This is a genomic window from Micromonospora citrea, from assembly GCF_049629545.1.
GTDB classification, from domain to species: domain Bacteria; phylum Actinomycetota; class Actinomycetes; order Mycobacteriales; family Micromonosporaceae; genus Micromonospora; species Micromonospora citrea_A.
In genome coordinates, this window is the sequence record NZ_JBNADX010000010.1 from 58,049 (window position 1) to 82,214 (window position 24,166).

Annotated in this window: 21 protein-coding genes, 1 tRNA gene and 1 other RNA gene; 13 read left to right on the forward strand and 10 right to left on the reverse strand. The window is 71.3% G+C overall.

Going from position 1 to position 24,166, the window contains the following annotated elements; genetic code table 11:
• Positions 1 to 7: 7 nt before the first annotated feature.
• The 5 genes from ftsX to ACPFP2_RS13370 all read left to right on the forward strand — a co-directional run bounded on the left by ftsX (position 8) and on the right by ACPFP2_RS13370 (position 3,611).
• On the forward strand, positions 8 to 883 hold the full coding sequence (gene ftsX, locus ACPFP2_RS13350; protein WP_424089414.1) for a permease-like cell division protein FtsX: 876 nt from the start codon (positions 8 to 10) through the stop codon (positions 881 to 883).
• A 135-nt stretch (positions 884 to 1,018) separates the two neighbouring features.
• On the forward strand, positions 1,019 to 1,498 hold the full coding sequence (smpB, locus tag ACPFP2_RS13355) for an SsrA-binding protein SmpB (RefSeq protein WP_088979560.1): 480 nt from the start codon (positions 1,019 to 1,021) through the stop codon (positions 1,496 to 1,498).
• A gap of 105 nt (positions 1,499 to 1,603) precedes the next feature.
• Positions 1,604 to 1,979: a transfer-messenger RNA gene (gene ssrA / locus ACPFP2_RS13360) on the forward strand.
• 191 nt (positions 1,980 to 2,170) lie between these two features.
• Positions 2,171 to 2,629 (forward strand): hypothetical protein, encoded by a 459-nt coding sequence (locus ACPFP2_RS13365; protein ID WP_424089417.1) that lies wholly within the window; start codon positions 2,171 to 2,173, stop codon positions 2,627 to 2,629.
• A 40-nt stretch (positions 2,630 to 2,669) separates the two neighbouring features.
• Positions 2,670 to 3,611 (forward strand): hypothetical protein, encoded by a 942-nt coding sequence (locus ACPFP2_RS13370; RefSeq protein WP_424089418.1) that lies wholly within the window; start codon positions 2,670 to 2,672, stop codon positions 3,609 to 3,611.
• Between the two features lie 3 nt (positions 3,612 to 3,614).
• Here the strand turns inward: ACPFP2_RS13370 and mdlC are convergent, their stop codons facing one another.
• Together mdlC and ACPFP2_RS13380 are read right to left on the reverse strand one after the other, a co-directional pair.
• Positions 3,615 to 5,210 (reverse strand): benzoylformate decarboxylase, encoded by a 1,596-nt coding sequence (mdlC, locus tag ACPFP2_RS13375; protein WP_424089419.1) that lies wholly within the window; start codon positions 5,208 to 5,210, stop codon positions 3,615 to 3,617.
• A 110-nt stretch (positions 5,211 to 5,320) separates the two neighbouring features.
• Positions 5,321 to 6,124 carry an S-methyl-5'-thioadenosine phosphorylase gene (locus ACPFP2_RS13380; protein WP_424089421.1) on the reverse strand — a complete coding sequence of 268 codons (804 nt, stop codon included), beginning with the start codon at positions 6,122 to 6,124 and terminating at the stop codon, positions 5,321 to 5,323.
• A 150-nt stretch (positions 6,125 to 6,274) separates the two neighbouring features.
• Here ACPFP2_RS13380 and ACPFP2_RS13385 point away from each other — a divergent pair, with 150 nt between their 5' ends.
• Both ACPFP2_RS13385 and ACPFP2_RS13390 read left to right on the forward strand, forming a co-directional pair.
• Positions 6,275 to 6,865, forward strand: a complete 591-nt coding sequence (locus ACPFP2_RS13385) for a YqgE/AlgH family protein (protein WP_088979561.1) — start codon at positions 6,275 to 6,277, stop codon at positions 6,863 to 6,865.
• 90 nt (positions 6,866 to 6,955) lie between these two features.
• Positions 6,956 to 7,028: transfer RNA gene (locus ACPFP2_RS13390), tRNA-Ala, on the forward strand.
• Positions 7,029 to 7,117: 89 nt separating this feature from the next.
• Here ACPFP2_RS13390 and ACPFP2_RS13395 read toward each other — a convergent pair.
• Positions 7,118 to 7,558: a VOC family protein gene (locus tag ACPFP2_RS13395; protein ID WP_424089423.1), complete on the reverse strand. Its 441-nt coding sequence runs from the start codon at positions 7,556 to 7,558 to the stop codon at positions 7,118 to 7,120.
• Between the two features lie 278 nt (positions 7,559 to 7,836).
• On the opposite strand from ACPFP2_RS13395, the gene ACPFP2_RS13400 reads away from it, so the two are divergent.
• A complete protein-coding gene (locus ACPFP2_RS13400) occupies positions 7,837 to 9,333 on the forward strand; it encodes a S1 family peptidase (RefSeq protein WP_424089425.1) in 1,497 nt (498 codons plus the stop codon).
• A 65-nt stretch (positions 9,334 to 9,398) separates the two neighbouring features.
• On the opposite strand, the gene ACPFP2_RS13405 is transcribed toward ACPFP2_RS13400, so the two are convergent.
• Both ACPFP2_RS13405 and ACPFP2_RS13410 read right to left on the reverse strand, forming a co-directional pair.
• Positions 9,399 to 9,542, reverse strand: a complete 144-nt coding sequence (locus ACPFP2_RS13405; RefSeq protein WP_424089427.1) for a hypothetical protein — start codon at positions 9,540 to 9,542, stop codon at positions 9,399 to 9,401.
• 142 nt (positions 9,543 to 9,684) lie between these two features.
• Positions 9,685 to 11,322, reverse strand: coding sequence for a hypothetical protein (locus tag ACPFP2_RS13410; protein WP_424089429.1), 1,638 nt, complete (start codon positions 11,320 to 11,322; stop codon positions 9,685 to 9,687).
• A 166-nt stretch (positions 11,323 to 11,488) separates the two neighbouring features.
• Here ACPFP2_RS13410 and ACPFP2_RS13415 point away from each other — a divergent pair, with 166 nt between their 5' ends.
• Positions 11,489 to 12,331 (forward strand): glutamate ABC transporter substrate-binding protein, encoded by an 843-nt coding sequence (locus ACPFP2_RS13415; RefSeq protein ID WP_424089431.1) that lies wholly within the window; start codon positions 11,489 to 11,491, stop codon positions 12,329 to 12,331.
• An 85-nt stretch (positions 12,332 to 12,416) separates the two neighbouring features.
• On the opposite strand, the gene ACPFP2_RS13420 is transcribed toward ACPFP2_RS13415, so the two are convergent.
• The 4 genes from ACPFP2_RS13420 to ACPFP2_RS13435 all read right to left on the reverse strand — a co-directional run bounded on the left by ACPFP2_RS13420 (position 12,417) and on the right by ACPFP2_RS13435 (position 17,703).
• Positions 12,417 to 14,999, reverse strand: coding sequence for a CHAP domain-containing protein (locus ACPFP2_RS13420; RefSeq protein ID WP_424089595.1), 2,583 nt, complete (start codon positions 14,997 to 14,999; stop codon positions 12,417 to 12,419).
• Between the two features lie 198 nt (positions 15,000 to 15,197).
• On the reverse strand, positions 15,198 to 16,076 hold the full coding sequence (locus ACPFP2_RS13425) for a hypothetical protein (protein ID WP_424089432.1): 879 nt from the start codon (positions 16,074 to 16,076) through the stop codon (positions 15,198 to 15,200).
• The gene (locus tag ACPFP2_RS13430) at positions 16,073 to 16,582 is read right to left on the reverse strand and encodes a SigE family RNA polymerase sigma factor (RefSeq protein ID WP_424089434.1); all 510 of its coding nucleotides are present in this window, start codon (positions 16,580 to 16,582) and stop codon (positions 16,073 to 16,075) included. Before ACPFP2_RS13430 ends, ACPFP2_RS13425 begins: the two co-directional genes overlap by 4 nt.
• A gap of 149 nt (positions 16,583 to 16,731) precedes the next feature.
• Positions 16,732 to 17,703 (reverse strand): helix-turn-helix transcriptional regulator, encoded by a 972-nt coding sequence (locus ACPFP2_RS13435; protein ID WP_424089436.1) that lies wholly within the window; start codon positions 17,701 to 17,703, stop codon positions 16,732 to 16,734.
• Positions 17,704 to 17,784: 81 nt separating this feature from the next.
• Between ACPFP2_RS13435 and ACPFP2_RS13440 the strand changes: the two genes are divergently transcribed.
• Positions 17,785 to 18,960: an epoxide hydrolase family protein gene (locus ACPFP2_RS13440; protein ID WP_424089596.1), complete on the forward strand. Its 1,176-nt coding sequence runs from the start codon at positions 17,785 to 17,787 to the stop codon at positions 18,958 to 18,960.
• Between the two features lie 103 nt (positions 18,961 to 19,063).
• Here the strand turns inward: ACPFP2_RS13440 and ACPFP2_RS13445 are convergent, their stop codons facing one another.
• Positions 19,064 to 20,689, reverse strand: coding sequence for a glycoside hydrolase family 43 protein (locus ACPFP2_RS13445; protein ID WP_424089438.1), 1,626 nt, complete (start codon positions 20,687 to 20,689; stop codon positions 19,064 to 19,066).
• Between the two features lie 247 nt (positions 20,690 to 20,936).
• Here ACPFP2_RS13445 and ACPFP2_RS13450 point away from each other — a divergent pair, with 247 nt between their 5' ends.
• Genes ACPFP2_RS13450 through ACPFP2_RS13460 form a run of 3 tightly spaced genes read left to right on the forward strand, consistent with a single transcriptional unit; the run spans position 20,937 to position 24,119 of the window.
• A complete protein-coding gene (locus ACPFP2_RS13450; RefSeq protein ID WP_424089440.1) occupies positions 20,937 to 22,229 on the forward strand; it encodes an extracellular solute-binding protein in 1,293 nt (430 codons plus the stop codon).
• 55 nt (positions 22,230 to 22,284) lie between these two features.
• Positions 22,285 to 23,283, forward strand: a complete 999-nt coding sequence (locus ACPFP2_RS13455) for a carbohydrate ABC transporter permease (protein WP_424089442.1) — start codon at positions 22,285 to 22,287, stop codon at positions 23,281 to 23,283.
• A complete protein-coding gene (locus ACPFP2_RS13460) occupies positions 23,280 to 24,119 on the forward strand; it encodes a carbohydrate ABC transporter permease (protein ID WP_424089444.1) in 840 nt (279 codons plus the stop codon). Before ACPFP2_RS13455 ends, ACPFP2_RS13460 begins: the two co-directional genes overlap by 4 nt.
• Positions 24,120 to 24,166: the final 47 nt, after the last annotated feature.

Sequence of the window (24,166 nt, forward strand, 5' to 3'; positions counted from 1 at the left end):
ACACCCGATGCGGATGAAGTACGTCCTGTCCGAGGTACTGGTCGGACTGTGGCGCAACGTCACCATGACCGTCGCGATGATCATCACGATGGCGGTGTCACTGACCATGCTCGGCGCCAGCGGCCTGATGTACCAGCAGGTCGGCGACATGAAGGACCTCTACTACAAGAACATCCAGGTCTCGATCTTCCTGAAGACCGACGTCAGCGCCCAGCAGCGTGACGACCTGGACGCCAAGTTGAAGAGCGACCCCCTGGTCAAGGAGGTCCTCTACGTCAACAAGGACGAGGCGTACAAGCGGTTCCAGGAGATGTACCAGGACGCTCCGGACCTGGTGAACGCCGTCAAGGCGGACCAACTGCCCGAGTCGTTCCGGATCAAGCTGGTCAACCCGGAGCAGTACAAGAACATCTACGACCAGTACAAGGACACCGAGGGCGTCGACGAGATCGTCGACCAGAGCCGGCTGCTGGACAAGATCTTCGACATCCTCACCGCGATCCAGAACATCGCGCTGGCCGCCGCGATCGTGATGGCCGTCGCCGCGTTGCTCCTGGTCGCCAACACCATCCAGGTGGCCGCCTACAGCAAGCGGCGTGAGGTCGCGGTCATGAAGCTGGTCGGCGCGTCCAACTGGTTCATCCAGGCGCCGTTCGTGCTAGAGGCCGTGGTCGCCGGTCTGATCGGTTCACTGCTCGGCCTGGTCGCGCTGATCGGCGCGAAGTACTTCCTCTTCGACGGGTCGTTGCAGGCGCTGCGCGGGCTGCTCTCGCCGATCCAGTGGTCGGACATCTTCCTGATGTTCCCGCTGATGGCCGGCGTCGGCGGCCTGGTCAGCGCGGTCACCGCCTGGGTCACGCTCCGCTTCTACCTGCGGGTCTAGTCACCGTACGGCTCTCCTAGGGCCCTTCCGCGCCGGGAATAAACGGCGCGGGAGGGCCCTTGTTGTTCGGGTAGCATGATCTCCGCCCAGCGGCCGGTCGCCGGCGGGCGGATCACACGGAAGGGGGTGGCGCCGATGCCACGGGAGAAGGGTCGCAAGGTGGTCGCCTCCAACAAGAAGGCGCGCCACGACTACGCCATCCTCGACACGTACGAGGCGGGCATGGCGTTGACCGGCACCGAGGTGAAGTCGCTGCGCGCGGGTCGGGCCTCGCTGGTCGACGCGTTCGCCCAGGAGCGCAACGGCGAGCTCTACCTGCACGGCATGCACATCCCGGAGTACACCCAGGGCACCTGGACCAACCACGAGCCCCGGCGTACCCGCAAGCTGCTGCTCAAGCGCCTGGAGATCGACCGGCTGATCGGCAAGACCCGCGAGGGTGGCCTGACCATGGTGCCGTTGCAGGTCTACTTCTCCGACGGCTGGGCCAAGGTGGAGATCGCCCTGGCCAAGGGCAAGAAGTCGTACGACAAGCGTCAGGACCTGGCCAAGCGGGACGCCGACCGGGAGATCGCCCGGGTGGCGGGCCGGCGCGGCAAGGGGATGGACGACTGATTCGTCCCGTTCGTCCGGTTGGCAGCTTCGCCCCGGGCCTCGGGATGAATCCCGTTGCGGCAGGCGTTACGCTTGTCGGAGCCGCCAACACCGGCGGCCCACCGAGGGGGTGACTGGTTTCGACTTCGTACGTTGCGGCAGGGGAAGCGAGCCGAGGAAGCCGACGTCGTCTCGAGAATCGTTCGTCGGAAACCAATAAGCGCCAAGAACAATCGCGCTGACTTCGCTCTCGCCGCCTGAGGCGAGTAGTGAGTCTGTCGGCCTGGGAGCGCCTTCGACCCAGTTAGCCGGCATCAGCTAGAAGGCTGGCCAACCGGACCCGGTCGCGGGGTCCGTGCGGCGAGATCAATCAGCGACTGGGCCCGTCACACCGACTCGCTCGCGTGATCGGAGGGGCCGAGTAGAGGCACAGCGAGCTGCGCTCGGAGAAGCCCTGACAAACCGGCGAAGGACCCGGGTTCGATTCCCGGCACCTCCACCACCTCGACTGTGCGCCCCGGTCCACCTGGACCGGGGCGCACAGTCGTGTCCGGGAAGACGGGCGATGCTGGTGTGACCTGCGGGGCCGGTGGTGCCGGCGGGACGAATGAGGTGCTGCCGGAGCCTGGACAGGGTCCCGTCACGGGTCCACCATCGCTGTACGCGGAAGCGCACGCAGCGCGGGAGGTGCCCATGGTCACCGGTCCGATCCAGCAGCCGTCCGTCGTCCCCACGGCGGTCCGCCCGCCCGCCGCCCGCCGCCCCGCCGGCGACCTGCCCGCCCTGTCCCGGGCGTTGGCCGTGCCACCGGGGGAGCCGCACTGGCGGGACTGGGTCATCCGGCAGCTCGCCCCGGTCCGCCGGGGCTTCGCCGAACACGTCCGGCTCACCGAGGGGCCGGCCGGTCTCTACGCCGAACTGCTCGTCCAGGCGCCCCGGCTGCACCGGGGCGTACGGTTGCTGGCCGGGGAGCACGTGGCCATCATCGTGGCGCTCGCCGAGCTCCAGCACGCCGTCGAGCGGCCCGGGGTGCGCGCCGAGGAACTGCGGCGGCGTACCGACGAGCTGCTGGACGCGCTGGCCCAGCACCGGCAGCGCGGCGCGGACCTGCTCTGGGAGGCGTACCAGACCGACCTCGGCGGGGAGACCTGAGCCGGCGGAACCGGACGGCGGCGCAGGTCGTCCAAGGGGTATGCGTCGATTTCCGGTCCTGCTGAGCCTGCCCCTGGTCGCCGTGACCGCCTGCGCGCCGGCCGGCTCCGGCCCGGCCGACGGCGGGTCCGCCGGCAGCCCCGACCACCGCCGTGAGGCGTTCGCGCAGCGGGCCGTCGAGGTCGCCGAGGCGTGGCGCCCCGGCCCGGCCTGGACGACCGGCTACGTCCCGTTGCAGGGTCAGACCGTGCTCGTCGGTGACCCCGACTTCAACGCCGACACCGAGGCGGCCTTCCGGGCCGGCTGGTACCGCGACCAGATCGAGCTGCCGGCCGCCCGTCCCGCCGCCGGCACGATCCGGTTCCCCGACGGGACGACCACCGTGCCGCTGGTCAGCGCGGCCGAGGCGTACCGGCAGGTCGACCAGGGCGACCCGCCGCCGTGCGAGGGCCGGCCCGAGGCGCCCCGCCCGACCGTCGAACCCGGTCCGGACGGCTCGGTCTCCAGCCCGGTCGCCACGGCCTGCATCCCGCTCACCGTCACCGCCGTCCGGCTCGGCACCGCCGGAGTACGGACCAGCCGGGGCGTCGCCGACGTGCCGGCCTGGCTGTTCACCGTGGAGGAGCTGGCCGCGCCGGTGGCCCGGGTCGCGGTCGCGCCGCAGTCGGTGGGCGCCCTGCCGGAGCCGACCGCGCCGGCCCGGCCCGCCCCCGACGGGGTGGTGGCCGCCCAGCACCTCCGCGCGACCGACGGGGCGACGCTCGGCTACGTGCTCGGGGTCGGCTCGTGCGACACCGGGATCACCCCGCTGGTGCGGGAGCGCGACGACGTGGTGGTGGTCGGCGGCGCGGTGACCCGGTCGACCGGGGTCTGCAACGAGATGCTCAAGCTGGAGCCGGTCACCGTCACCCTGACCGCGCCGCTCGGCGGGCGGCCGGTGCTCGACGTGGTCACCGGCCAGGTGCTCACCGAGCAGCGCTAGCCGTCAGAGGATCCGCGGCACCTCGCCGCTGACCGGCACCGGGAGCACCGTCGGCCGGTCGGCCCGCAGCGCCTGATCCAGCGCCTGCGGCAGCTCGTCCAGCGACCCGACGCTGCGCGCGGCGCAGCCGTAGCCGTGGGCGATGGCGGTGACGTCCAGCCCGGGCAGCTCCAGCCCGGGCACCCCGGGGGTGGACTTCAGCTCGGCGAACGCCTTGAGGATCGCGTACTGCCGGTTGGCCGGCACCACGACGGCGAGGGGCAGGCGCAGCTGGGCCGCGGTCCAGAGTGCCTGCACCGAGTAGTGGAAGGAGCCGTCGCCGATCACCGCGACCACCGGCCGGCCCCGCCCGGTGTCCCGCTCGGCCAAGGCGATGCCGACGGCCGCCGGCAGGCCGTAGCCGAGCCCGCCGCTGGCCATGGTGAAGTACGACGCCGGTCGGGTCACCGGCAGCCGGCGGCGCAGCGCGGCCAGGTTGGACGGTGACTCCTGGACCAGCACCCCCTCGGTCGGCCAGCAGCCGGCCAGCGCGGCGAAGAGCGCGTCGGCGCTCGGCGGGTCTCCCGCCTCGGGCGGCTCCGGGTCTTCCCGGGGCGACGGCGCGGGCCGCTCGGCCGCCGGCAGCAGGTCCAGCAGCGCGGCGAGGGTCAGCCCGGCGTCGCCGAGCAGGCTGTCGCCGACCGGGGCGCGCGCCGCCTCGTCCGGGTCGTCGGTGACGTGCAGCAGCCGGGCCCCGTCGGGCAGGTGCTCCCCGGGCACGTACGGGTAGTAGCGGAACACCGGCGCGCCGACGACCAGCACGACGTCGTGGCCGCGCAGCTGCTCCGCCAGCGGCGCCATCGCGAACGGCAGCACGCCCCGGTAGTGCGGGTGCCGCTCGGGGAAGGCGGCCCGCTCCGGCGCGGGCGCGGACCACACCGGCGCGGCGAGCCGCTCGGCCACCGCCACGGCCACCGGCCAGCCGTCGGCCCGGTCCACCGCCGCGCCGAGGACCAGCACCGGGCGGCGGCTCGCGGCCAGCAGCGCGGCGAACTCCCGTAGCCGCCGGGGATCGGGGGCGAAGCGGGTGGCCACGGTACGCACCTGCGGCGGCGGGTCCGCCGGCTGCTCCCAGTCGTCCAGGGGCAGGGAGAGGAAGACCGGCCCGGCCGGCGGCTGGGCGGCCATGGCGTACGCCCGCATCACCGCCGCCGGCACGTCCTGCGCCCGGACCGGTTCGTGGCTCCACTTCACGTACGGCTCGGGCAGCTGCGTCGGGTGGCGCGCCGCCAGCCGGGGCTCCATGAGCAGCATCGTCCGGCTCTGCTGCCCGGCGGTGACGATCAGCGGGGTCCGGTTGTGCCAGGCGGTGACGAGGTTGCCCATGCCGTTGCCGGTGCCCGGGGCGGTGTGCAGGTTGACGTGCGCCGGGCGTCCGGTGGCCTGGGCGTACCCGTCGGCCATCGCCACCGCGGACGCCTCGTGCAGGGCGTGCACGTAGCGGAAGTCGGCCGGGAAGTCCTGGAGGAAGGGCTGCTCGGTGGAGCCGGGGTTGCCGAAGACGGTGGTCATGCCGAGGGCGCGCAGCAGCTCGTACGTGGTGTCCCGGACGGTCGCCATCGCACCTGCCTCCGTGTCGCCGTGCCTGCCGGCGGCGGCGCGGCCCCGACCTGCCGAATCTATCGGGATGAACCGGGCGCTTAGGGTGCTTTGCGTTGGCTCGGGGTGGCTCAGGGCAGCTCGAACGGGAGCGTGATGCCGTCCAGGGCGTGCCCGCACCGGCAGTCCCGGTCGGTCGGCAGTGCCGCGACCGCGTCCAGCAGCACCCCGCGCAGCCGGTCGGTGTTCTCCCCGAAGACGCGGAACACCTCCTCCTGGGTGACGGATCCGCCCGCCTCCACGCCCGCGTCCAGGTCGGTGACGAGCGCGATGGAGGTGTAGCAGAGCGCCAACTCGCGGGCGAGCACCGCCTCCGGGTGGCCGGTCATGTTGACCACCGTGCCGCCCATCGCCGCGTACCACCGGGATTCGGCACGGGTGGAGAAGCGCGGACCCTCGACCACCACCACCGTGCCGCCGTCCACCGCCGGCACGTCCCGCCCGGCCGCCGCGCCGAGCAGCGTACGCCGGCCCACCGGGCAGTACGGGTCACCGAACGCCACGTGCACCGCACCCCGGTCGTAGTAGGTCTGGGTACGGCCGCTGGTCCGGTCGATGAGCTGGTCCGGCACCACGAAGGTGCCCGGCCCCAGCTCCGGCCGGAGTCCACCCACCGCGCACGGGGCGAGCACCTGACGCACCCCGAGCGAGCGCAGCGCCCACAGGTTGGCCCGGTACGGGATCAGGTGCGGCGGGTGCCGGTGGTCGCGACCGTGCCGGGGCAGGAACGCCACCCGCCGCCCGCCCACCTCGGCGATGGTGACCGCGTCCGAGGGCGCTCCGTACGGCGTGGAGACCTCGTGCTCGGTCGCGCCGTCGAGCAGCGCGTAGAGCCCTGACCCGCCGATCACCGCGATGTCCGCCGTCGGACCCATCGCACCTCCCTCGATCTTGCTCGATCACCCGCCCGTCAGACCTTAGCCAGCGCCCCGGACGCAGGCTATGGTGCCAGGCATGGCGGTGACAGCACGGACGGACGGCGGCGCCCCGTCACACGACCCGGCGCGCGGCTGACCATGTCCGAGATGCAGGAGGAGGGACGCGCGATCGGCGGTCGAGCCACGGAGTCGATGACCGGGCGGCTGCTGGTCGCGACTCCGGCCCTCAAGGACCCGAACTTCGACCGTACGGTGGTGCTGCTGGTGGCCCACGAGCCGGGCGGGGCGCTCGGCGTGGTGCTCAACCGGGCCACCGAGGTGCCGGTGGCGGACGTCCTGGGCGACTGGAGCGACCTGGCCCGCCACCCCGCGGTGCTCTTCGAGGGCGGCCCGGTGCAGCCGGACTCGGCGATCTGCCTGGCCCGGATGCGGCACCCGATGCGGCGGCTCAAGGGGTTCCAGCAGATCTCCGGCGCGGTGGGCACCGTCGACCTGTCGGCCGACCCGGAGAAGATGCGGGACAGCATCGGCGGCATCCGGGTCTTCGCCGGTTACTCCGGCTGGGGCTCCGGCCAGTTGGAGCAGGAGATCGAGGACGGATCCTGGTTCGTCTTCGACGCGCTGCCCGGCGACGCCTTCGTCGACCGGCCCGACGACCTGTGGCCGATGGTGCTGCGGCGGCAGGGCGGGATGATGGCGGCGGTGGCCCACTTCCCGCCGGATGTGGCCCTGAACTGAGCCCGACGCGGGGGGACCCCCGCGATATGACCATGGCGGCCGGCGTGTGTATAGTTCTCTCCGTGCCCGGGACACCGGGGACGACAGCAAGGGGCCGTGGCGCAGCTGGTAGCGCACCACACTGGCAGTGTGGGGGTCAGGGGTTCGAGTCCCCTCGGCTCCACCCGTGCACAACGCCCTGGTGAGGGATCGAATCCCCCGCCAGGGCGTTAGTCGTTTCCGGATCCTCTCGGCCGCTGGGTGCCGCAACCTTCAGCCGACCTGTTCGGCCAGTCCGACGATGATGCCCTCGGGGCCACGGACGTAGCAGAGCCGATAGCTGTCCTCGTACCGCGCCAGCTCGCCGACGAGTTCGGCGCCGTGGGTGCGCAGGCGGGCGACGACGTCCTCGATGTCGTCGACGGCGAACATGACGCGACGAATGCCCAGCGTGTTCGCGGGCGCGTCCTTCGGCTCGGCGCTGATCGCCTTCGGGGTGTGGAACCGGGCCAGCTCGATGCGGCCGTGGCCGTCCGGGGTCCGCAGCATCGCGACCTCCTGCCGGACGTCGTCGATGCCGATGACCTGCTCCACCCACCGTCCCTCGATCGGTGCCCTGCCCTCCAGTTCCATGCCGAGTTCGACGAAGAACTCGATGGTGGCGTCGAGGTCGTCGACGACGATGAGGACGTTGTCCATCCGCTGGATCGCCATGTGCGGGTCTCCTTCGTGTGTCGGCCACGGCGGCCGCATCCGCCCCGGGGACGGAGCCGCCGGGCCGATCTCGACATTCTCCGCCGCAGCCACCTCTCCCGCCCCGTGACGCGGCCGCCCGTCTGCGCTGCCCCGCTGTGGCGGTCGACCCGCGAGCGGCGATATGAGCGAAGCGCTATCTACCGCTCTCATCGACAGGCGTCTACCTTCGGCCAATCACCGATGCGGATGGTTCAGCGTCACCCGCAGCTCCGCCCACCGCCCGAAGGAGTTCCCGAATGAACCGAGCCCTCGCCGGCGCGGCGGCAGCGATCCTGCTGCCGGCCGGGCTGGTCGCCATATTCACCGCCGGGCCCGCCGGCGCGACATCCGGCCCGACGCCGGTTGCGCCGGCCGCCGAGGCCGCCTCACCCGAGATGCTCGCCGCCATGCAGCGTGACCTGGGCCTGACCGCCACCGCGGCGCGCGCCCGGATCGCCTCCGACGACGCCGCCAGCCGTACCCAACTGGCGCTGCGCAAGCGGCTCGGCGCCAGCTTCGCCGGGGCCTGGCTGGCACCGGACGCGAAGTCGCTGGTCGTGGCCGTCACCGACAGCGCCAAGGCCGCCGAGGTGTCCGCTGCCGGAGCCACCCCCAGGGTGGTGAGCCGCAGCGACGACCAGCTCGACCGGATCAAGGAGGGCCTGGACGCCGCGGCGGCCAAGGCGCCCTCGGCCTCGGTGCCCGGCTGGTACGTCGACGTGAAGACCAACACCGTCGTGGTCCAGGCCCGCGGCGGCACCGCCGCTGCCAGGGCCTTCGTCAAGGCCAGCGGCGTCGACGCCGCCGCAGTACGGGTGGTCCCCACCACCGAGCAGCCCCGGCTGCTCTATGACGTACGCGGCGGTGACGCCTACTACATGGGCGGCGGGCGCTGCTCGGTCGGCTTCTCCGTCAACGGCGGCTTCGTCACCGCAGGCCACTGCGGTACCACCGGCACCAGCACCACCGGCTTCAACCAGGTCGCCCAGGGCAGCTTCCAGGGCTCCTCGTTCCCCGGCAACGACTACGCGTGGGTCGCCGTCAACTCCAACTGGACCCCGCAGCCCTGGGTCAACAACTACGCCGGCGGCAACGTGACCGTGGCCGGCTCCACGGTGGCCGCGATCGGCGCGGCCATCTGCCGCTCCGGCTCGACCACCGGCTGGCGCTGCGGCACGGTGCAGGCCTACAACCAGACGGTCAACTACGCGCAGGGTTCCGTCTCCGGCCTGACCCGCACCAACGCCTGCGCCGAGCCGGGTGACTCCGGCGGGTCCTGGCTCAGCGGCCAGCAGGCGCAGGGCGTCACCTCCGGCGGTTCCGGCAACTGCACCTCCGGCGGCACCACCTACTTCCAGCCGGTCAACGAGATCCTCTCCGCGTACGGCCGGACGCTGGTGACCAGCGGCGGCGGCACCCCGCCCCCGACCGATCCGCCGACCGGCTGCACCGGCTACGAGTTCTCCGTGAGCGGGTCGCTGTCCAGCGGTGGCAGCGCCTACCAGCCCAACAACAGCTACTACTACTCGTCGCTCTCCGGCACCCACCGAGGCTGCCTCGACGGCCCGACCGGCACCGACTTCGACCTCTACCTGCAGAAGTGGAACGGCAGCGGCTGGACCGCGGTGGCGCAGGGCACCTCGTCCGCCGCGGACGAGACCGTCTCCTACTCCGGCACGGCCGGCTACTACCGCTGGCGGGTGCACGCCTACAGCGGTTCGGGCAGCTACGCCCTCGGCTACAGCAACCCCTGACCGACCCGATCGCCGGGCCGCCCGCATCGCAGCACGCGATGCGGGCGGCCCCACGGCGTCCTGTCCTACCGCAGGTGGAACCGTTCGTCGCCGGTGAGGGCCGCGAGCTGCGCCACGGAGAACGGCAGCGCCGTCAGCGCCGGTCCGGTGCCCAGCTTCCTGGCCTGTGCGACGTAGACCACCACCCCGTCCGGGTGCCGGTACGCCACCCACGGCTGCCCGGTCTTGATCTCCGACGGGATGGGGACGGTCCTGTGGCGCGGTGCCCGCGCGACCCTGCCGGGTGACGCCCGGCCAGGCGGACCCCTCTTAGGTGAAGGGGACGATTTTCACCCGGCGCGGCGGTACGGCTCAGGGCCGGCAGGGTTCCCGCCGTAGTGCCGCGTCGGGCTGGTCGGGGCCGTGCCATGCCGGGTTGAGCGCCAACGGCAGGGCCGGTGCCTGCCACGCTCCGGCGACCCGCTGGAGGGCTGAGTACTCCCACCGGAGCAGGTTGCTCGGCCGCTTGCCGGTGAGATGATCGGCCAGGTGGCGCAGTCCGGCCGGCCGGTCGATCAGGTGGCCGTGGAAGCCGGCCATCTGGATCACGGGGATCTGGGCGTTGAGCTCCGCCGGCACCGTGATGGCGTCGACAATCGGCAGGAGCGCGATCATCCGTACGCCCGGCACCGGGCAGAGCAGGCGGTTGCGGTAGAACGGGGCGTCGTCCAGCAGGGAGCGGATGAACGGCGAGTCGGGCGTGTCCGGCGCCTCGCTGGTGGCTTCCATCAGCTTGAACATGCCGCGCAGTTGCCAACCCGTGGCGATGCCCCAGCCCGAACGGGCCTGCGGCGGCGGGTAGTAGATCCGCCCGGCCCGCAGGATCGGGCTGTCCAGCACCACCGTGTCGACCGCCGGGTGCGGGTAGCGGTCCAGGTAGTAGCGGACGACGAGGGCGCCTTCGCTCTGCCCGACCAGCGAAACCGGTTTACCGCTGCGTGCGTGGAGTTGATCCACCTGGGTGGCGAGCAGTTGGGCGCTGGTGGACAGCGACTGGTGGGTGTCGACCGGTGCGTAGAACACCGGCTTGCCGTGGTTGTCGGTGCCCCGGTACGAGAAGCGCACGATGGGAGGTTGGGATTCTGACGGGTCGCCGTAGTGGGCCGAGTTGTAGCCGCCGAGGAAGATCACCGGATGGCCGATGTCCCCGAACTGTGGCAGGGCGTCGATGGGTTGCAGCGACTGGCCGGCGCCGCGGGCCCCCCGGTCCTCGGCGTACTCGACCAACAGCAGGCTGCTCACCACCAGGGCGACGACCAGTGGCGTCACGGGCAGTCGGGCCCACCGCACCCGTTGCTGGAGCACTGTGGCACGCACCTTCTGCCGCCACAGCAGGCCGTTGACCATGCCGGCCACGGCGGCTGCCGGTACCGTCAACCAGTCCGGAACGGACCAGACCAGCGCGGCGCCCGCGGTGAGGGTCACGAAGTTGAGCAGCGACCAGCCGACCATGGCGGCCGACGGCAGGCCGCGCCACCAGCACGGCACGATCCCGCCCCGTTGGAGCAGCGGGGCCAGGATGATCACCGGCACCAACTCGAGGAACTGGAAGTAGGCCAACGACACGTCCGAGGCGACCACGGCCAGCGCGGTCCACGGCGAGAGGATCACAGCGACGACGGCCGCGAAGGCCAGGTTGCGCCCGGCCAGCCGGCGAAGCGACGGACGCGGCCGTTCGGCCGGCCAGGCGAGCGCGACCAGTACGGCCGAGAACAGTCCGCGGAACACGATGACGCCCAGCAACAGGCCGGCGAACATGGCCCAGGAGTTGTGGTACACCAGCACCCAGCGCAGGTCGAAGAACGCCCCGTACGGCGAGATCGCGCTTGCCTGGGGCGCCAGGCCGAACGCCGAGGTGAAGTCGACGGCGTACAGCACGGCCGCCACGGCCGCCGCCGGCACGGCGGTCAGGACGAGCAGCCACAGCTGTCGTACCCGCTCGGGGCGCACGGTTCCTCCCTTCCGCCGGCCGACCGGAGGGTGTGAGACCCAGTTGGGCCCAACTTACCGTTGCGCGACTATTTACTGACGAAGTAGGCGAGACCCGGGTAATTGCGGCACAGTTACGTGTGGTGCCCGGCTCCGGGACCCTCCGTCCTCGAAGAAGGAGAGGGGTATGCGTGTCACGCGGGCGGCGGCGACGGTGGTGGCCGCGGCGATCACACTCACCACCGGCGCCTGCGGTGGGGACGACAGCGGCCCCGGCGTCATCGAGAAGGCCACGGAGGCGAAGACGCTCGCCATCGGCGTGATTCCCGACCAGCCGGGCCTCAGCCTGAAGACCGACGACACCTACGTGGGCTTCGACGTCGAGATCGGGAAGATCGTCGCCAAGGGACTCGGCGTCGACCCGGCCGACATCCAGTGGAGGGATACCAGCCTGCCGGACCGCGAGCGGGCCATCAAGGAGGGCGCGGTCGACCTGGTGGTGTCCGCCTACACGATCAACGAAGCGCGCAAGAAAGAGGTCAGGTTCGCCGGTCCGTACTACGTCGCCGGCCAGGATCTGCTGGTCAAGAACGACTCGACGCTCAGCGGGCCGGAGGACCTCGACGGCAAGGTCGTCTGCTCCAACGCCGGCTCGACGTCGGCCAGGCGGATCCGGTCGCAGTACCCGAAGGTCCGCCTGCAGCAGTACGATTCCGACTACCGGTGCCTTACGGACCTCGAGTCAGGCGCGGTCGACGCGATGAGCACCGACGACGTTGTTCTCCTCGGCTACTCCATGCGGCCGCAGTACGCGGGCAAGTTCAAGCTGGTGGGCAAGACCTTCTCCGAGGAGCCCTACGGCATCGGGATGAGGAAGAAGGACAGAGCCGGCTGCGAGAGGATCAACCAGATCCTGCTGGCCGCCGCGCGGGACGGGTCGTACCAGGCGGCCTGGGCCGCCACGTTGGGCAGGAATGGCAACTCGGTACCGACGCTGGACGCCGGCAGGATGAGCCACTGCAGTGCGTGAGTGACCAGGGCCGGCGGCGACAACGTGCGCCGTCGGGCCGGCGGGGTGAGGGCTCCGCCACGCCGCGGGAGCCCTCACCCGCCTGCTACTCGGCCACGACGATCATGTGGCCCTGGCCGGGGATGCCGTCCATGTTGGTCATGCTGTACATCTGGCTGGCGTTGACCAGGTGGTGGTCGTCGTGGGCGGGGTCCCACACGATGAACTTGTCGATGTCGTAGGTGCCGTTGCTGTTCTTGATGCCGGCGTAGCCCTGCACCACCAGGTAGTGCATGGTGAAGTAGTCGTCGTTGCTCCACCAGGGGATGTCCTTGGCCTGCACGACGATGGCGGCCGGCTGGCTCAGGTCGACCGAGCGGGCGAGCTTGTTCATCACCAGCTTCCACTTGTCGCTGGAGACGCCCTCGGCCGCGTAGTCGTGGTACACGTAGCTCGTGAGCCCGGACCTGCCGGCGAGTTCGGCGTTGAGCACGTCGCGCACGTCCCACGGGTTGGTGCCGAGTGAGTCGGTGCCGAGCTTGGCGGCATACCCGGCCTGCGTGTCCAGCGGCGTCTTGCCGAGCGACTTCAGGATCGCCTGCAGCGCGGTCGGGCCGCACCAGGTGCCGGTCTGCTGTTCCTCGCCGTTGACGTTCATGCTGGCCACGCGCAACGTGTGCTTCCAGCCGCCGTTGATCTCGATGCCGGTCTGCAGCACCGTCGTCCTCCCGGCTGTCGAGACGAAGCTCGGCCCGTCGCAGGATCTGTCGTTGCCGTAGTACGCCGCCTGGCAGGTGTTCAACGTCAGGTCACCCGCTGAGTCGATCATCGTCAGCTTGCCCCGGACGACCGCGGAGGTGCTCAGCGGCTTCGCGTACAGGTGTGCCTTGACGCTGCTGCCGGAGTACTCCAGACAGCCGGCGTAGTACACACCCGGGTACGCCGAGGCGGCGCACAGCTCCTCACCGCTGTCGACGCCGTCGTTCTCCGCGTCCTCGTCGGAAATGGCCTTGGTGCCCCACTTCTTGTCGGTGGACGGGTCGGCGACCGGGGCGACGACGGCGTAGATGTTGTCGTACGTGTGCACAGCCCCGGGGTTGCCGGGGTCGAACGGGCCGACCTTCTTCACGGTGTTGCCGTAGTTGCCCTCGATGGTGGTGATCCGGCCGTCCGGCAGCACGTCGACGACGACCCCGACGTGCTGGCTGGAGTAGTAGCCGTTGCCGTAGAGGACCACGTCGCCGGGGCGGATGTTGGACTTCGAGCGCAGCAGGCCGTGGTTGCGGCCCCAGGTCTCGAAGGTGCCCGAGTACGGGAAGTACACGTCGATGCCGGCCTGCTGCCAGGTCCACGAGGCGAACATCGAGCACCACGGATCGCCGCACTTCACGGTGCCGTGGTAGCCGTAGGGGTTGCAGTTGTCGCCCCACTCGTCGGTGCCGAGCTGACCGTAGGCGGCGTTCACGATCGCCGAGCGGATGTTCGACGAGGCGACGCTGCCCGGGCTCGGGGTCGTGGGCACGGTCGGATTGCCCGGTCCACCGGTGGGCTTGGGATCGCTGTCGCAGCGCGGCAGGATGATGTCGACCGAGCCGGTGGAGACGTAGAAGTCGGGCACCCACAGCCCGTCGCTGGTCTTGTCCCACACCGCCGAGCCGCCATAGTTGAACTCACCGTACGCCTGGCAGGTGATGGTGAGGTAACTGCCGCCCGGGTACTTGTCGACGACGCTGCCCGAGGTCAGGCTCTTGCCGTAGTAGCCGTTGAGGGTGGTCTTGGCGAGGAACCGGTTCCCGCCGCCGGACGGCGGGTCGCTGTCGCACTGGCGCATCACGAGGCTGCTGGATCCGGTGATGACGTAGAAGTCGGGGATCCACAGCCCGTCGCTGGTCATGTCCCAGATCGCCGAGCCACCGTAGTTGACCTCGCCGTACGCCTGGCACATGACGGTGACGTAGCTGCCCTCACCGTACTTGTCCCAGACGTTGCCCGCGCCGAGACTCTTCTCGAAGTAGCCGTTCAACGTCGCGCGGATCTTGAACTGGGTGCCACCGTTCGGGTTGGTCGCCACGCCGCCGCTGATGCCGATCGACGAGCACAGCGGAACGCCGGTGATGCGACCGCTGGTGCCGGTGGTGACGTACGCGTCGGGCACCCAGTAGCCGTCCGTCGTGTAGATCCACAGCGTCGAACCACCGACAGCGACCCCGTAGTCCTGGCAGCGCACCCAGAGCGAGCTGCCGTCGGGGTACGCGTCGACGCGGATGCGGTCGTTCGGATCGGCGCTGCCGCGGCCGTCGATGGCGAACTTCACCGGATAGGGGCCGGAGTTGGAGCCGCCGCCCGACGGGGTGCCGTTGATGCCGATGGACAGGCAGCGCGGAACGCCCGCGACGAACCCGCTGCTGCCGGTGCGCACGTAGGCGTCGGGAATCCAGTAGCCCTCACGGGTGTAGTCCCAGACAGTGCTGCCACCGGCGCTCATGCCGGAGTCCTGGCAGCGCAGGTAGATCTGCTCACCGCTGAGGTACAGATCGGTCGCGGTACGGTCGTTCGGGTCCATGCTGCTGCGGCCGTCGATCGCGGTCGTGGCGGGGTAGGGCCCGTACAGCGGGAAGGTCGGATCGGCTTGTGCGGGAGACGCGATCGCCACGGCGGCGACCAGTGCCGTGCAGGCACTGACCGTCATGGCGAGCACGCGTTGCAGGGTACGCAACGGGGGATGCTCCGTTCAGAGATGGTGAGCGATCCGGGCGGTCGCTCATTGGATCATCAGAGCGAAGCAGGTGGGGCCGCACAAGGTAGCTCATGGTGGAGGTTCCACGGCCGAAACCGGTCGGGCTCGTCCGTGGGGCGCGGCGACCGCCGCACCCCACGGGAGCCGACCTCACCGCAGATGGAACCGTTCGTCGCCGGTCAGCGCCGCGAGCTGCGCCACGGAGAACGGCAGCGCCGTCAGCTCCGGGCCGGCGCCCAGCTTCCCGGCCTGTGCGACGTAGACCACCACCCCGTCCGGGTGCCGGTACGCCGCCCACTGGTCGAACCGGTCGTCCCCGGTGGGCCGGACCACCACGCCGACCTGTCGCCCGCCGACGGTGGTCACCTGGCACTCGCCCTGCATCCCCCAGAACTGCCGCGCCAGGTCGCACGGTTCCGAGGGCAGCGCGTTGCCCGCGGTGTGCACCTCGACGGCCAGGCGACCCGTCCGGTCCCCCTGCTTCAGGGTGACCGAGGAGAGGTAACTCCACACGTCCACACCGTTGATCTCGTCCTCGAACTGTGCCTGGTGTTGCCGCGGCAGCTGGTCGGCAGGCTGGTTCGGAAGGTTCTCCGGTGCGGTGTAACCGGCCGGCACGACGGCCACGATCGCGTCGAGCAGCCGTACCCCCTGGTCGTGGCGGGTGCCGGCGGAGGCGGTCCGGTCCTCCTGCGGCTGGCCGTCCGGTCCGGTCGGCCACGGCTGCCCGGACTTGGTCTCCGACGGGGTGGGGAGGGCCGGTGGCGCGGTGTCCGTCGGGCGGGGACTCGCCGCCCCGGGGGCCGCCGCGCTGAAGCCCCGGCCACCCGTGGCGTCGACGGCCGTGATCCCGACGACGCCGACGACCGTCAGCACCGCGGCGGCGGCTCCGGCGCAGGCCCAGGCGGTGTGGCGGCGGACCCGGGCCCGTCTGGCGACGGCCAGCGCGGTGGCCGCGCTCAGCGGTGGCGGTGCGTCGACCTCCGCCATCTCAATGCGCAGCGTCTCGCGCAACTCTTCCCCGTTCATCGTTCCCCCTTCTCGATCCCGCTGTAGGTGGGGGTCAGGAGCCCGCGCAGCGTGTCCAGGCCGCGGGCCGCCTGGCTCTTGACCGTCCCGGCCGAGCACCCGAGCAGCGCCGCCGCCTCGTCGACCGACAGGTCCTCCCAGTACCGGAGCACCAGGACGGCCCGCTGACGCGGCGGTACGGCGGCCAACGCCCGGAGCATCACCAGCCGGTTCTCCGGCGAGTCGGCCGGGGTGGGCCGTTCGGCGTCCTCCCCGCCCACCCGTTCCCGTCGCCACCAGCCGCGACGCCGCTCGTCCAGGAAGGTACGGACCAGGATCTGGCGTACGTAGGCGTCGAGCACCTCGTGCCGGGCGACCCGGTTCCAGACCAGGTAGAGCTTGGTGAACGCGGTCTGGACCAGGTCCTCCGCCCGGTGCCAGTCACCGCAGAGCAGGTACGCGGTGCCGCGCATCGCCGCCGACCGTGCGGCGAAATACTCCGCGAACGCTGTGTCGCGATCGCCCATTCGAGCCTCCGATCCCCGATTCGGAGATAGTCACGCGGGGTCGACCTCCCAGGGTTGCAGCCGGATCGGCCTCTTCGACGCACGGCCCGCCGGCGCGGATCCGGTCGTGGCCGGCAGCCCCGGACGGGCGGCGACCACGCGGGCCGTCGTCACGGCTGCTTGTCCGCCGGGTCGCGGACCGCACGGTCGCAGCGCGCACCGAGGGCTCGAACGGCGTCGACGAACTCGGGTGGCCCGGAGGCGGTGAAGTCGACGCCGATCACCGTGACCATCCAGGCCAGGTCGGCGGGGGTGTCGGCGCCGAGGTGCACCAGGCAGCTCCTCGCGTCGACGGCCTCGACGGCACCCATGCCGGGCCAGAGTCGCCCGGCCACGACGGTCGCCGGCTCGGGCACGGTGACCGTGGCCCGCACCGCCCACGGCCCGACGGAGAGCTGCCGCGCCAGGTACGCCGCGGCGTCGCCGCCGGGTGGTTCCCGGCGGGAGAACCGGGGCCCGGTCGGTGTCCACGGCCGCAGTCGGTCCACCCGGAACGACCGCCAGTCGTCCCGGTCCGGGTCCCAGGCGAGCAGGTACCAGTGCCGGCCCCAGCTGACCAGGGTGTGTGGCTCGACCAGGCGGGTCGACCGGTCGCCGTGGTGGTCGGTGTAGTCGAACCGCAGCCGTTCCCGGCGGTGGCAGGCGTCGGATATCGCGGTGAGGACGTCCGGGTCCACGGTAGGCCCGGGGTGCGCGGCCCGGACGGTCGCCTTCTGCACCGCCGTGACCCGGTGTCGCAGGCGGGACGGCAGGACCCGTTCCAGCTTGGCCAGCGCACGCAGGGCGGTCTCGTCGATGCCGGTCACCGCGCTGGCGGCGGCGGTGCGCAGCCCGATCGCGACCGCGACCGCCTCGTCGTCGTCGAGCAGCAGGGGAGGCAGCACCGCGCCGGCTCCCAGCCGGTAGCCGGCGCTGCCCTGGGTCGCGTGCACGGGGTAGCCCAGCTCCCGAAGGCGGTCGACGTCCCGGCGTACCGTCCGGATCGTCACGCCGAGCTGGTCGGCCAGCTCGGCGCCGGACCAGTGACGGTACGTCTGTAACAGCGACAGCAGTCTGAGCAGGCGCGCCGACGACTTCAGCATGACCGCGAGCCTGCCAGCCCCTTAGGTCCGAAGCTGACCTGACCGGCTCCTACGGTCGGGTCCGTGACGACACCACCGGACATCCATCCCTTCCGTATCGACGTCCCCGGGTCCCAGTTGGACGATCTGGCGGCTCGGCTGGCCGACACCCGCTGGCCCGACCTGCCCGATGCCGGCTGGCACCGCGGCGTGCCGGTGACCTACCTGCGCCGGCTCGCCGACCACTGGCGCACCGGGTACGACTGGCGTACGCACGAGGCGGCGCTCAACGAGATCCCGCAGTACGTCACCGACGTCGACGGCCAGCGGCTCCACTTCCTGCACGTCCGCTCGTCCGAGCCGGACGCGACCCCGTTGCTGCTGTTGCACGGCTGGCCGGGCTCGATCGTGGAGTTCCTCGACAGCATCGGCCCGCTGACCGACCCGAAGGCCCACGGCGCCGAGGCGGCCGGCGCGTTCCACCTGGTGATCCCGTCGCTGCCCGGCTTCGGGTTCTCCACGCCGCTGTCCGGGCCCGGTTGGGGCAGCGAGCGGATGGCCGGCGCGCTCGTGCGGCTGATGGCCCGCCTCGGCTACGACCGCTACGGCGTGCAGGGCGGCGACACGGGGTCCTGGGTCGCCCCGGCGATCGGCCGGCAGGCCCCGGACCGGGTCGTCGGGGTCCACGTCAACGCGCTGCTCACCTTCCCGACCGGCGCGGCGGGAGAACTCGACGGGCTCACCGAGGTCGAGCGACGGCGCCTGGCGGCGATGGAGAGCTACAACGACGGCTACCTCCAGATTCAGGCGAAGTCACCACACACGCTGGCGTACGGGCTGCAGGACTCCCCGGTCGCCCAGCTCGCCTGGATCGTGGAGATGTTCCAGCGGCTGACCGACCATCCCGACGACGGGCTCGCGGAGGACGTGGTCGGCCGGGACCGGTTGCTGACCAACGTCATGCTCTACTGGCTGACCGGTGCCGGCGGCTCGTCCGCCCAGGTCTACTACGAGGACATCACCGCCACCGCGTGGGGCGACGAGGCGTGGGGAGACGGCGCGGAACCCGGTGTCGGCGGCCGGGAGGCGGCAGCGGGTGGCGTACCCACCGGGGTCCTGGTGGCCACCGCCCGGGACGTCACGGTCCGCCGTCTCGCCGAGCGCGACCACCACGTGGTGCACTGGTCGGAGTACGACCGTGGTGGACACTTCTTCGCGCTGGAGCAGCCCGAACTGTTCGTCGCCGACGTGCGGAAGTTCTTCGACGAGGTCCGCTGACCGGGGCTCCCGTCGAGCGGCACCCTGCGGCGAGGTGCCCGAGGACGCCCCCCGCCCGGGCCGGCAAGCGTGGCGGCCGGCCCGGGCGGAGGAGCGCGTCCGGTCAGTGCTCCCGGTAGGTGGCGAGGTCGAAGTCGGCGTGCCCGCCGTCGCCGCCGAGGTCCTGCACCCACAGGCCGAGGAACGCGCCGGTGAAGCCCCACGCCGCCGGCTCCCCGTCGATGATCAGCGCGGCGTGCTCGTCGGAGAGGATGGTGGCGTCCAACTCGACCGGGAGCTGTCGCCAGCCGGCGCCGAGGTCGTAGGCGAAGCGGACGACGGGCCCGTCGAACACCGCCCGCAGGCCGACCCGGGTGGCGCCGGCGGCGTCGACGGTCAGCGCGGGGTACGCGGTGCGTCGGCCGCTGTCCGAGCTGAGCAGCTCCAGCACCGTCCGGCCGTCGTCGGCCCGGGTCAGGTAGAGGTGGTGCCAGTTGAGGGTGTTGTAGTAGGCGGTGATCCCGGCCAGCTGGCGGTGGTCGACCGGGTCGAACTCGAGCACGGTCTCCAGCGAACAGTGCGTCGCGCCGACGCGCCGCGCGACCAGGCTGGGGGCCTGCCGGCCCACCGGCGACTGTCCGCCGTGCACCCGCAGGTGAGACGGACGCGACCGCAGGTCGATCCAGTCCGGGGTGGCCGGCCGGCGCAACGTCGACCAGCAGTGCCCCAGCTCAGGGTCGTCGAAGTGGTCGGTGGCGGGCTCCGCCGGCCACGGGTGCGCGGGCAGGCCGGGCGCGACGACCTCGTCCGCGGGCACGCCTCCGGGGATCCGGGGCCAGCCGCCGGCCGGCCACTCGACCCGCTGGATCGCGGTCTCCCGTCCCAGCACGCAGTTGCCCAGCGGGGTGTAGGGGCGGCCGACCAGGTGGGCCAGGTACCACTCGCCGTGCGGGGTGCGGACCAGGCTGCCGTGGCCGGCCTTCTGCAACCGCAGCTCGGGCCGGCCCACGGAGGTCAGCAGCGGCCCGTCCGGGTCCACCTCGTACGGCCCGAACAGCTCGCGCGAGCGGGCCACGGTGACCTGGTGCTCCCAGCTGGTGCCGCCCTCGGCGGTGATCAGCCAGTACCAGCCGTCGTGGCGGTAGAGGTGCGGGCCCTCGGTGAGCCCGACCGGGGTGCCGGTGAACAGCAGGCGGGGTCGGCCGACGAGACGGCGCGCGGCCCGGTCGTACTGCTGGATCTCGATGCCGCCGAAGCGGTCGCGGCCGGGCCGCCAGTCGGCGCTCATGCTCAGCAGCCAACTGGTGCCGTCGTCGTCGTGGAACAGCGAGGCGTCGAAGCCGTGCCCGTGCAGCTTCACCGGGTCGGACCAGGGGCCGTCGATGTCGGGGGCGGTGACCAGGTAGTTCTGCGGGTCCCAGTAGCCGCTGGCGAAGCTGGCCACATCGCTGTAGACGAGGTGGAACTCGCCGTCGTGCCAGGACAGGTCGGGCGCCCACACGCCGTTGGAGTCGCCGCAGCCGCGCAGGTCGAGCAGGCGGCGTTCGGTGATGACGCCGCCCAGCGGACGCCAGTGCACGAGGTCGCGCGAGTGGTGCACGCGGACCCCCGGGTACCACTCGAAGGTCGAGGTGGCCAGGTAGTAGTCGTCGCCGACCCGCAGGATCGACGGGTCCGGGTGGAACCCGGCGAGGACGGGATTGCGGATCGACCGGGCAGCGGTCGCCACGTCAGCGGTCTCGGTCGACACGGGTGCTCCTCTGGTGCGGCTCTCGGAAACTTTCGAAGATCTTCCGGAAGTTTGGGAAGTCCTGCACACGCTAGCTGTTCTCAGCGCGATAGGACAGACCCCTTGACCCGCGCGGAATCAGCTCGTAGCGTGCCGGCCATCGATCGGTAATTCCGAGCGAGATTCCGAAAGTTTCGAATTCGACGTTGGATATCCCGCCGACCTGATCGGCACCCGAGCACCTCGTGAGTCCTCGAAGGGATGGATCATGACAGCGCACCTCTCCCGCAGAACGCTGCTCGGCCTCGTCGGCGCCGGTGCCGGCGCCTACCTGCTGAGCGCCTGTAGCGACGACGATTCCGGCGACCCGGACGGCCCGCAGACCATCAACTGGTGGCACATCCAGAACACCGAGCCGATGCTGCCGGTGTGGGCGGCGATGGCGCAGGAGTACCAGAGCGCGCACAGCAACGTGACCGTCAAGATCCAGCCGCTGGAGAACGAGGCGTTCAAGGCCAAGCTGACCACCGCCACCCAGGCCGGCGACCCGCCCGACCTCTTCCAGTCCTGGGGCGGCGGCGTGCTCAGGCAGCAGGTGGACGCCGGCCTGGTCAAGGACCTCACCGACGACGTACGGCCGTGGATCGGCGGCCTGGTGCCCGCCGCCATGCAGCCGTTCACCATCGACGAGCGGATCTACGGCGTCCCGTTCGACGTCGGCATGGTCGGCTTCTGGTACAACAAGGACCTCTTCGCCCGGGCCGGCATCACCGCGATGCCCACCAGTTGGGCCGGCGTGCTCGACGTGGTCCGCAAGCTCAAGGCCGCCGGGATCGTGCCGATCGCGCTGGCCGGCAAGGACAAGTGGCCGGGCCACTTCTACTGGGCCTACCTGGCGATGCGCATCGGCGGACTCGGCGCCCTGCAACAGGCCGCCAAGGACAAGAACTTCGACACCCCCGACTTCGTCGCCGCCGGCGAGCGGCTCAAGGAACTGGTCGACCTGCAGCCGTTCCAGAAGGGCTTCCTCGGCGCGGAGTACGGCTCCCCGGACGGGCAGGCCGCCACCATCGGCAACGGTGGCGCGGCCATGGAACTCATGGGCCAGTGGGCCCCGTCGGTGCAGGCGTCCAGCTCCACCAGCAAGAAGGGTCTCGGCGACAAGCTCGGCTTCTTCCCCTTCCCCGCCGTCGACGGGGGCAAGGGCTCCGCGTCGGAGGTGTTCGGCGGCGGCAACGGCTTCGCCGTCGGCAAGGACGCCCCCGCGGCGACCGTCGACTTCCTCAAGTCCCTGCTGACCGCCGACAGCCAGCGCAGGGCCGCCAAGACCGGCGCGGTGCTGCCGACGGTCAAGGAGGCCGCCCCGGCCATCTCCGACCCGAACAGCAAGATCGTCGCGGAGAACCTGGCCAACGCCACCGGCTTCCAGCTCTACCTCGACCAGGCGTACCCGCCCGCCGTCGGCCAGCAGGTCAACGACAGCGTGGCCGAACTGATCGCCGGCAACAAGTCGCCGGCGCAGGTCGTCAAGGACGTCACCCAGGTGGCGAAGAGCCAGTAGCCGTGGCGACCCCGCACCGATCCGTAGCCGGCGGCGAGTACCGAGTGGAGCAGGCATGACCAGTTCATCGGCCGTGTCGAGCGCGTTGCGCGGTGGCCCGGCGACCGACCCGCCGGGCCCGGGGCCGGCCACCGCGCGCCAGCGCGGCCGCCGGCCCCGGCCGGGCCGCCGCGGCACCCTCGCGGCCTTCCTGACCCCGTCCCTGGTGCTGTTCCTGCTGCTGGTCGTCGCCCCGATCGTGGTGGCCAGCTATGCCAGCCTGTACAAGTGGAACGGCTTCGGCCTGCCGGAGAACTTCGTCGGGCTGGACAACTACACGCGCGCCTTCGCCGACCCGACCTTCCGGGGCGACCTGTGGCGCGGGCTCGTGCTGATCGTGCTGTCCCTGGTGGTCCAGCTGCCCGTCGCGCTGGGCCTGGCCATGCTGCTCAACCAGCCGCTGAAGGGCCGCAGCGTCTACCGGCTGATCTTCTTCGCCCCGTACGTGCTCTCCGAGGTCACCACGGCCGTCCTGTTCACCCTGGTGTTCTCGCCCAACCGGGGGCTGGGGGACACGATCTCGCGGTGGCTGGGGGCCGACGCCGGCGCGGTCTTCGGTGACCCGGACACGGTGCTGTTCGCCGTCTTCCTGGTGGTGTCCTGGAAGTACTTCGGCCTCTACATGATCCTCTTCCTGGCCGCCCGGCAGAGCATCCCCAAGGAGCTGTCCGAGGCCGCGCTCACCGACGGCGCCAGCCCTTGGCAGGCCTTCCGCCACGTCACCCTGCCCCTGCTCGGACCGACGATCCGGATCAGCGTGTTCCTGTCGGTGATCGGCACCATCCAGCTGTTCGACATGGTCTGGGTGCTCACCGGCGGCGGCCCGATCCACGCCTCGGAGACCATGGCCGTGACGATGTACCAGTACGGCTTCCGTCGCTTCGAGGTCGGCTACGCCAGCGCGATCAGCATCGTCATGTTCGTCCTGAGCCTCGTCTTCGCCCTCTTCTACCAGCGCGTCGTCATGCGCCGCGACGCCGAGGGCGCGCTCACCAACCAAGGAGACCAGCGATGACCGGCACGGCGAACCCGGCCCTGCGGACCCGCCGCCTCCTGCTGCACCTCGTCTGCATCGCCGTCGGCGCGCTCATCGTCGTACCGGTCTGGTTCGGGGTGCTCGGCGGATTCAAGGACAACGGGCAGCTCTCCACCAACCCCCTCGGCTGGCCGGACCCCTGGGTGCCCGGCAACTACACCGGCATCCTCGGCTCCGAGGTGTTCTGGCGACAGCTCGGCAACAGCGTCCTCATCGCCGTCAGCAGCACGCTCATCATGGTCGCCGCGGCGGCAATGGCGGCGTTCGTCTTCGCGCGCTTCGCCTTCCGGGGCCGGGAACTGCTGTTCACCCTGTTCGCGATCGGGCTGATGTTCCCGTTCGCGGTCGCCATCCTGCCGCTGTTCGTCCTGCTGCGCGGCATGGGGCTGCTGGACAACCCGCTCGGGGTGATCCTGCCCCAGGCCGCCTTCGGCCTGCCGATCACCATCGTCATCCTGCGCCAGTTCTTCCGCACCATCCCCGGCGAGGTCGAGGAGGCCGCGACCCTCGACGGGTGCAGCCCGTTCGGATTCTTCCTGCGCATCCTGCTGCCGATGGCCCGGCCGGCCCTGGCCACCGTCTCCGTACTGGCCCTGGTGAGCAGCTGGAACAACTTCATGCTCCCGCTGGTGGTCTTCACCGACCAGAGCTGGTGGACCCTCCCGGTCGGGGTGCAGGCGTTCCAGGGCCAGTACGCCGACGACACCGCCCGGGTGCTCGCCTTCGTCGTGCTGTCCATGCTGCCGGCCCTCGGCTTCTACGCGGTGGCCGAACGCCAGCTCGTCGGTGGTCTGGCCGGCAGCGTCAAGGGGTGACCGACCAGCCCTGCGGTAGCCTTCTGCGACCGTAGGATCCCGCCACG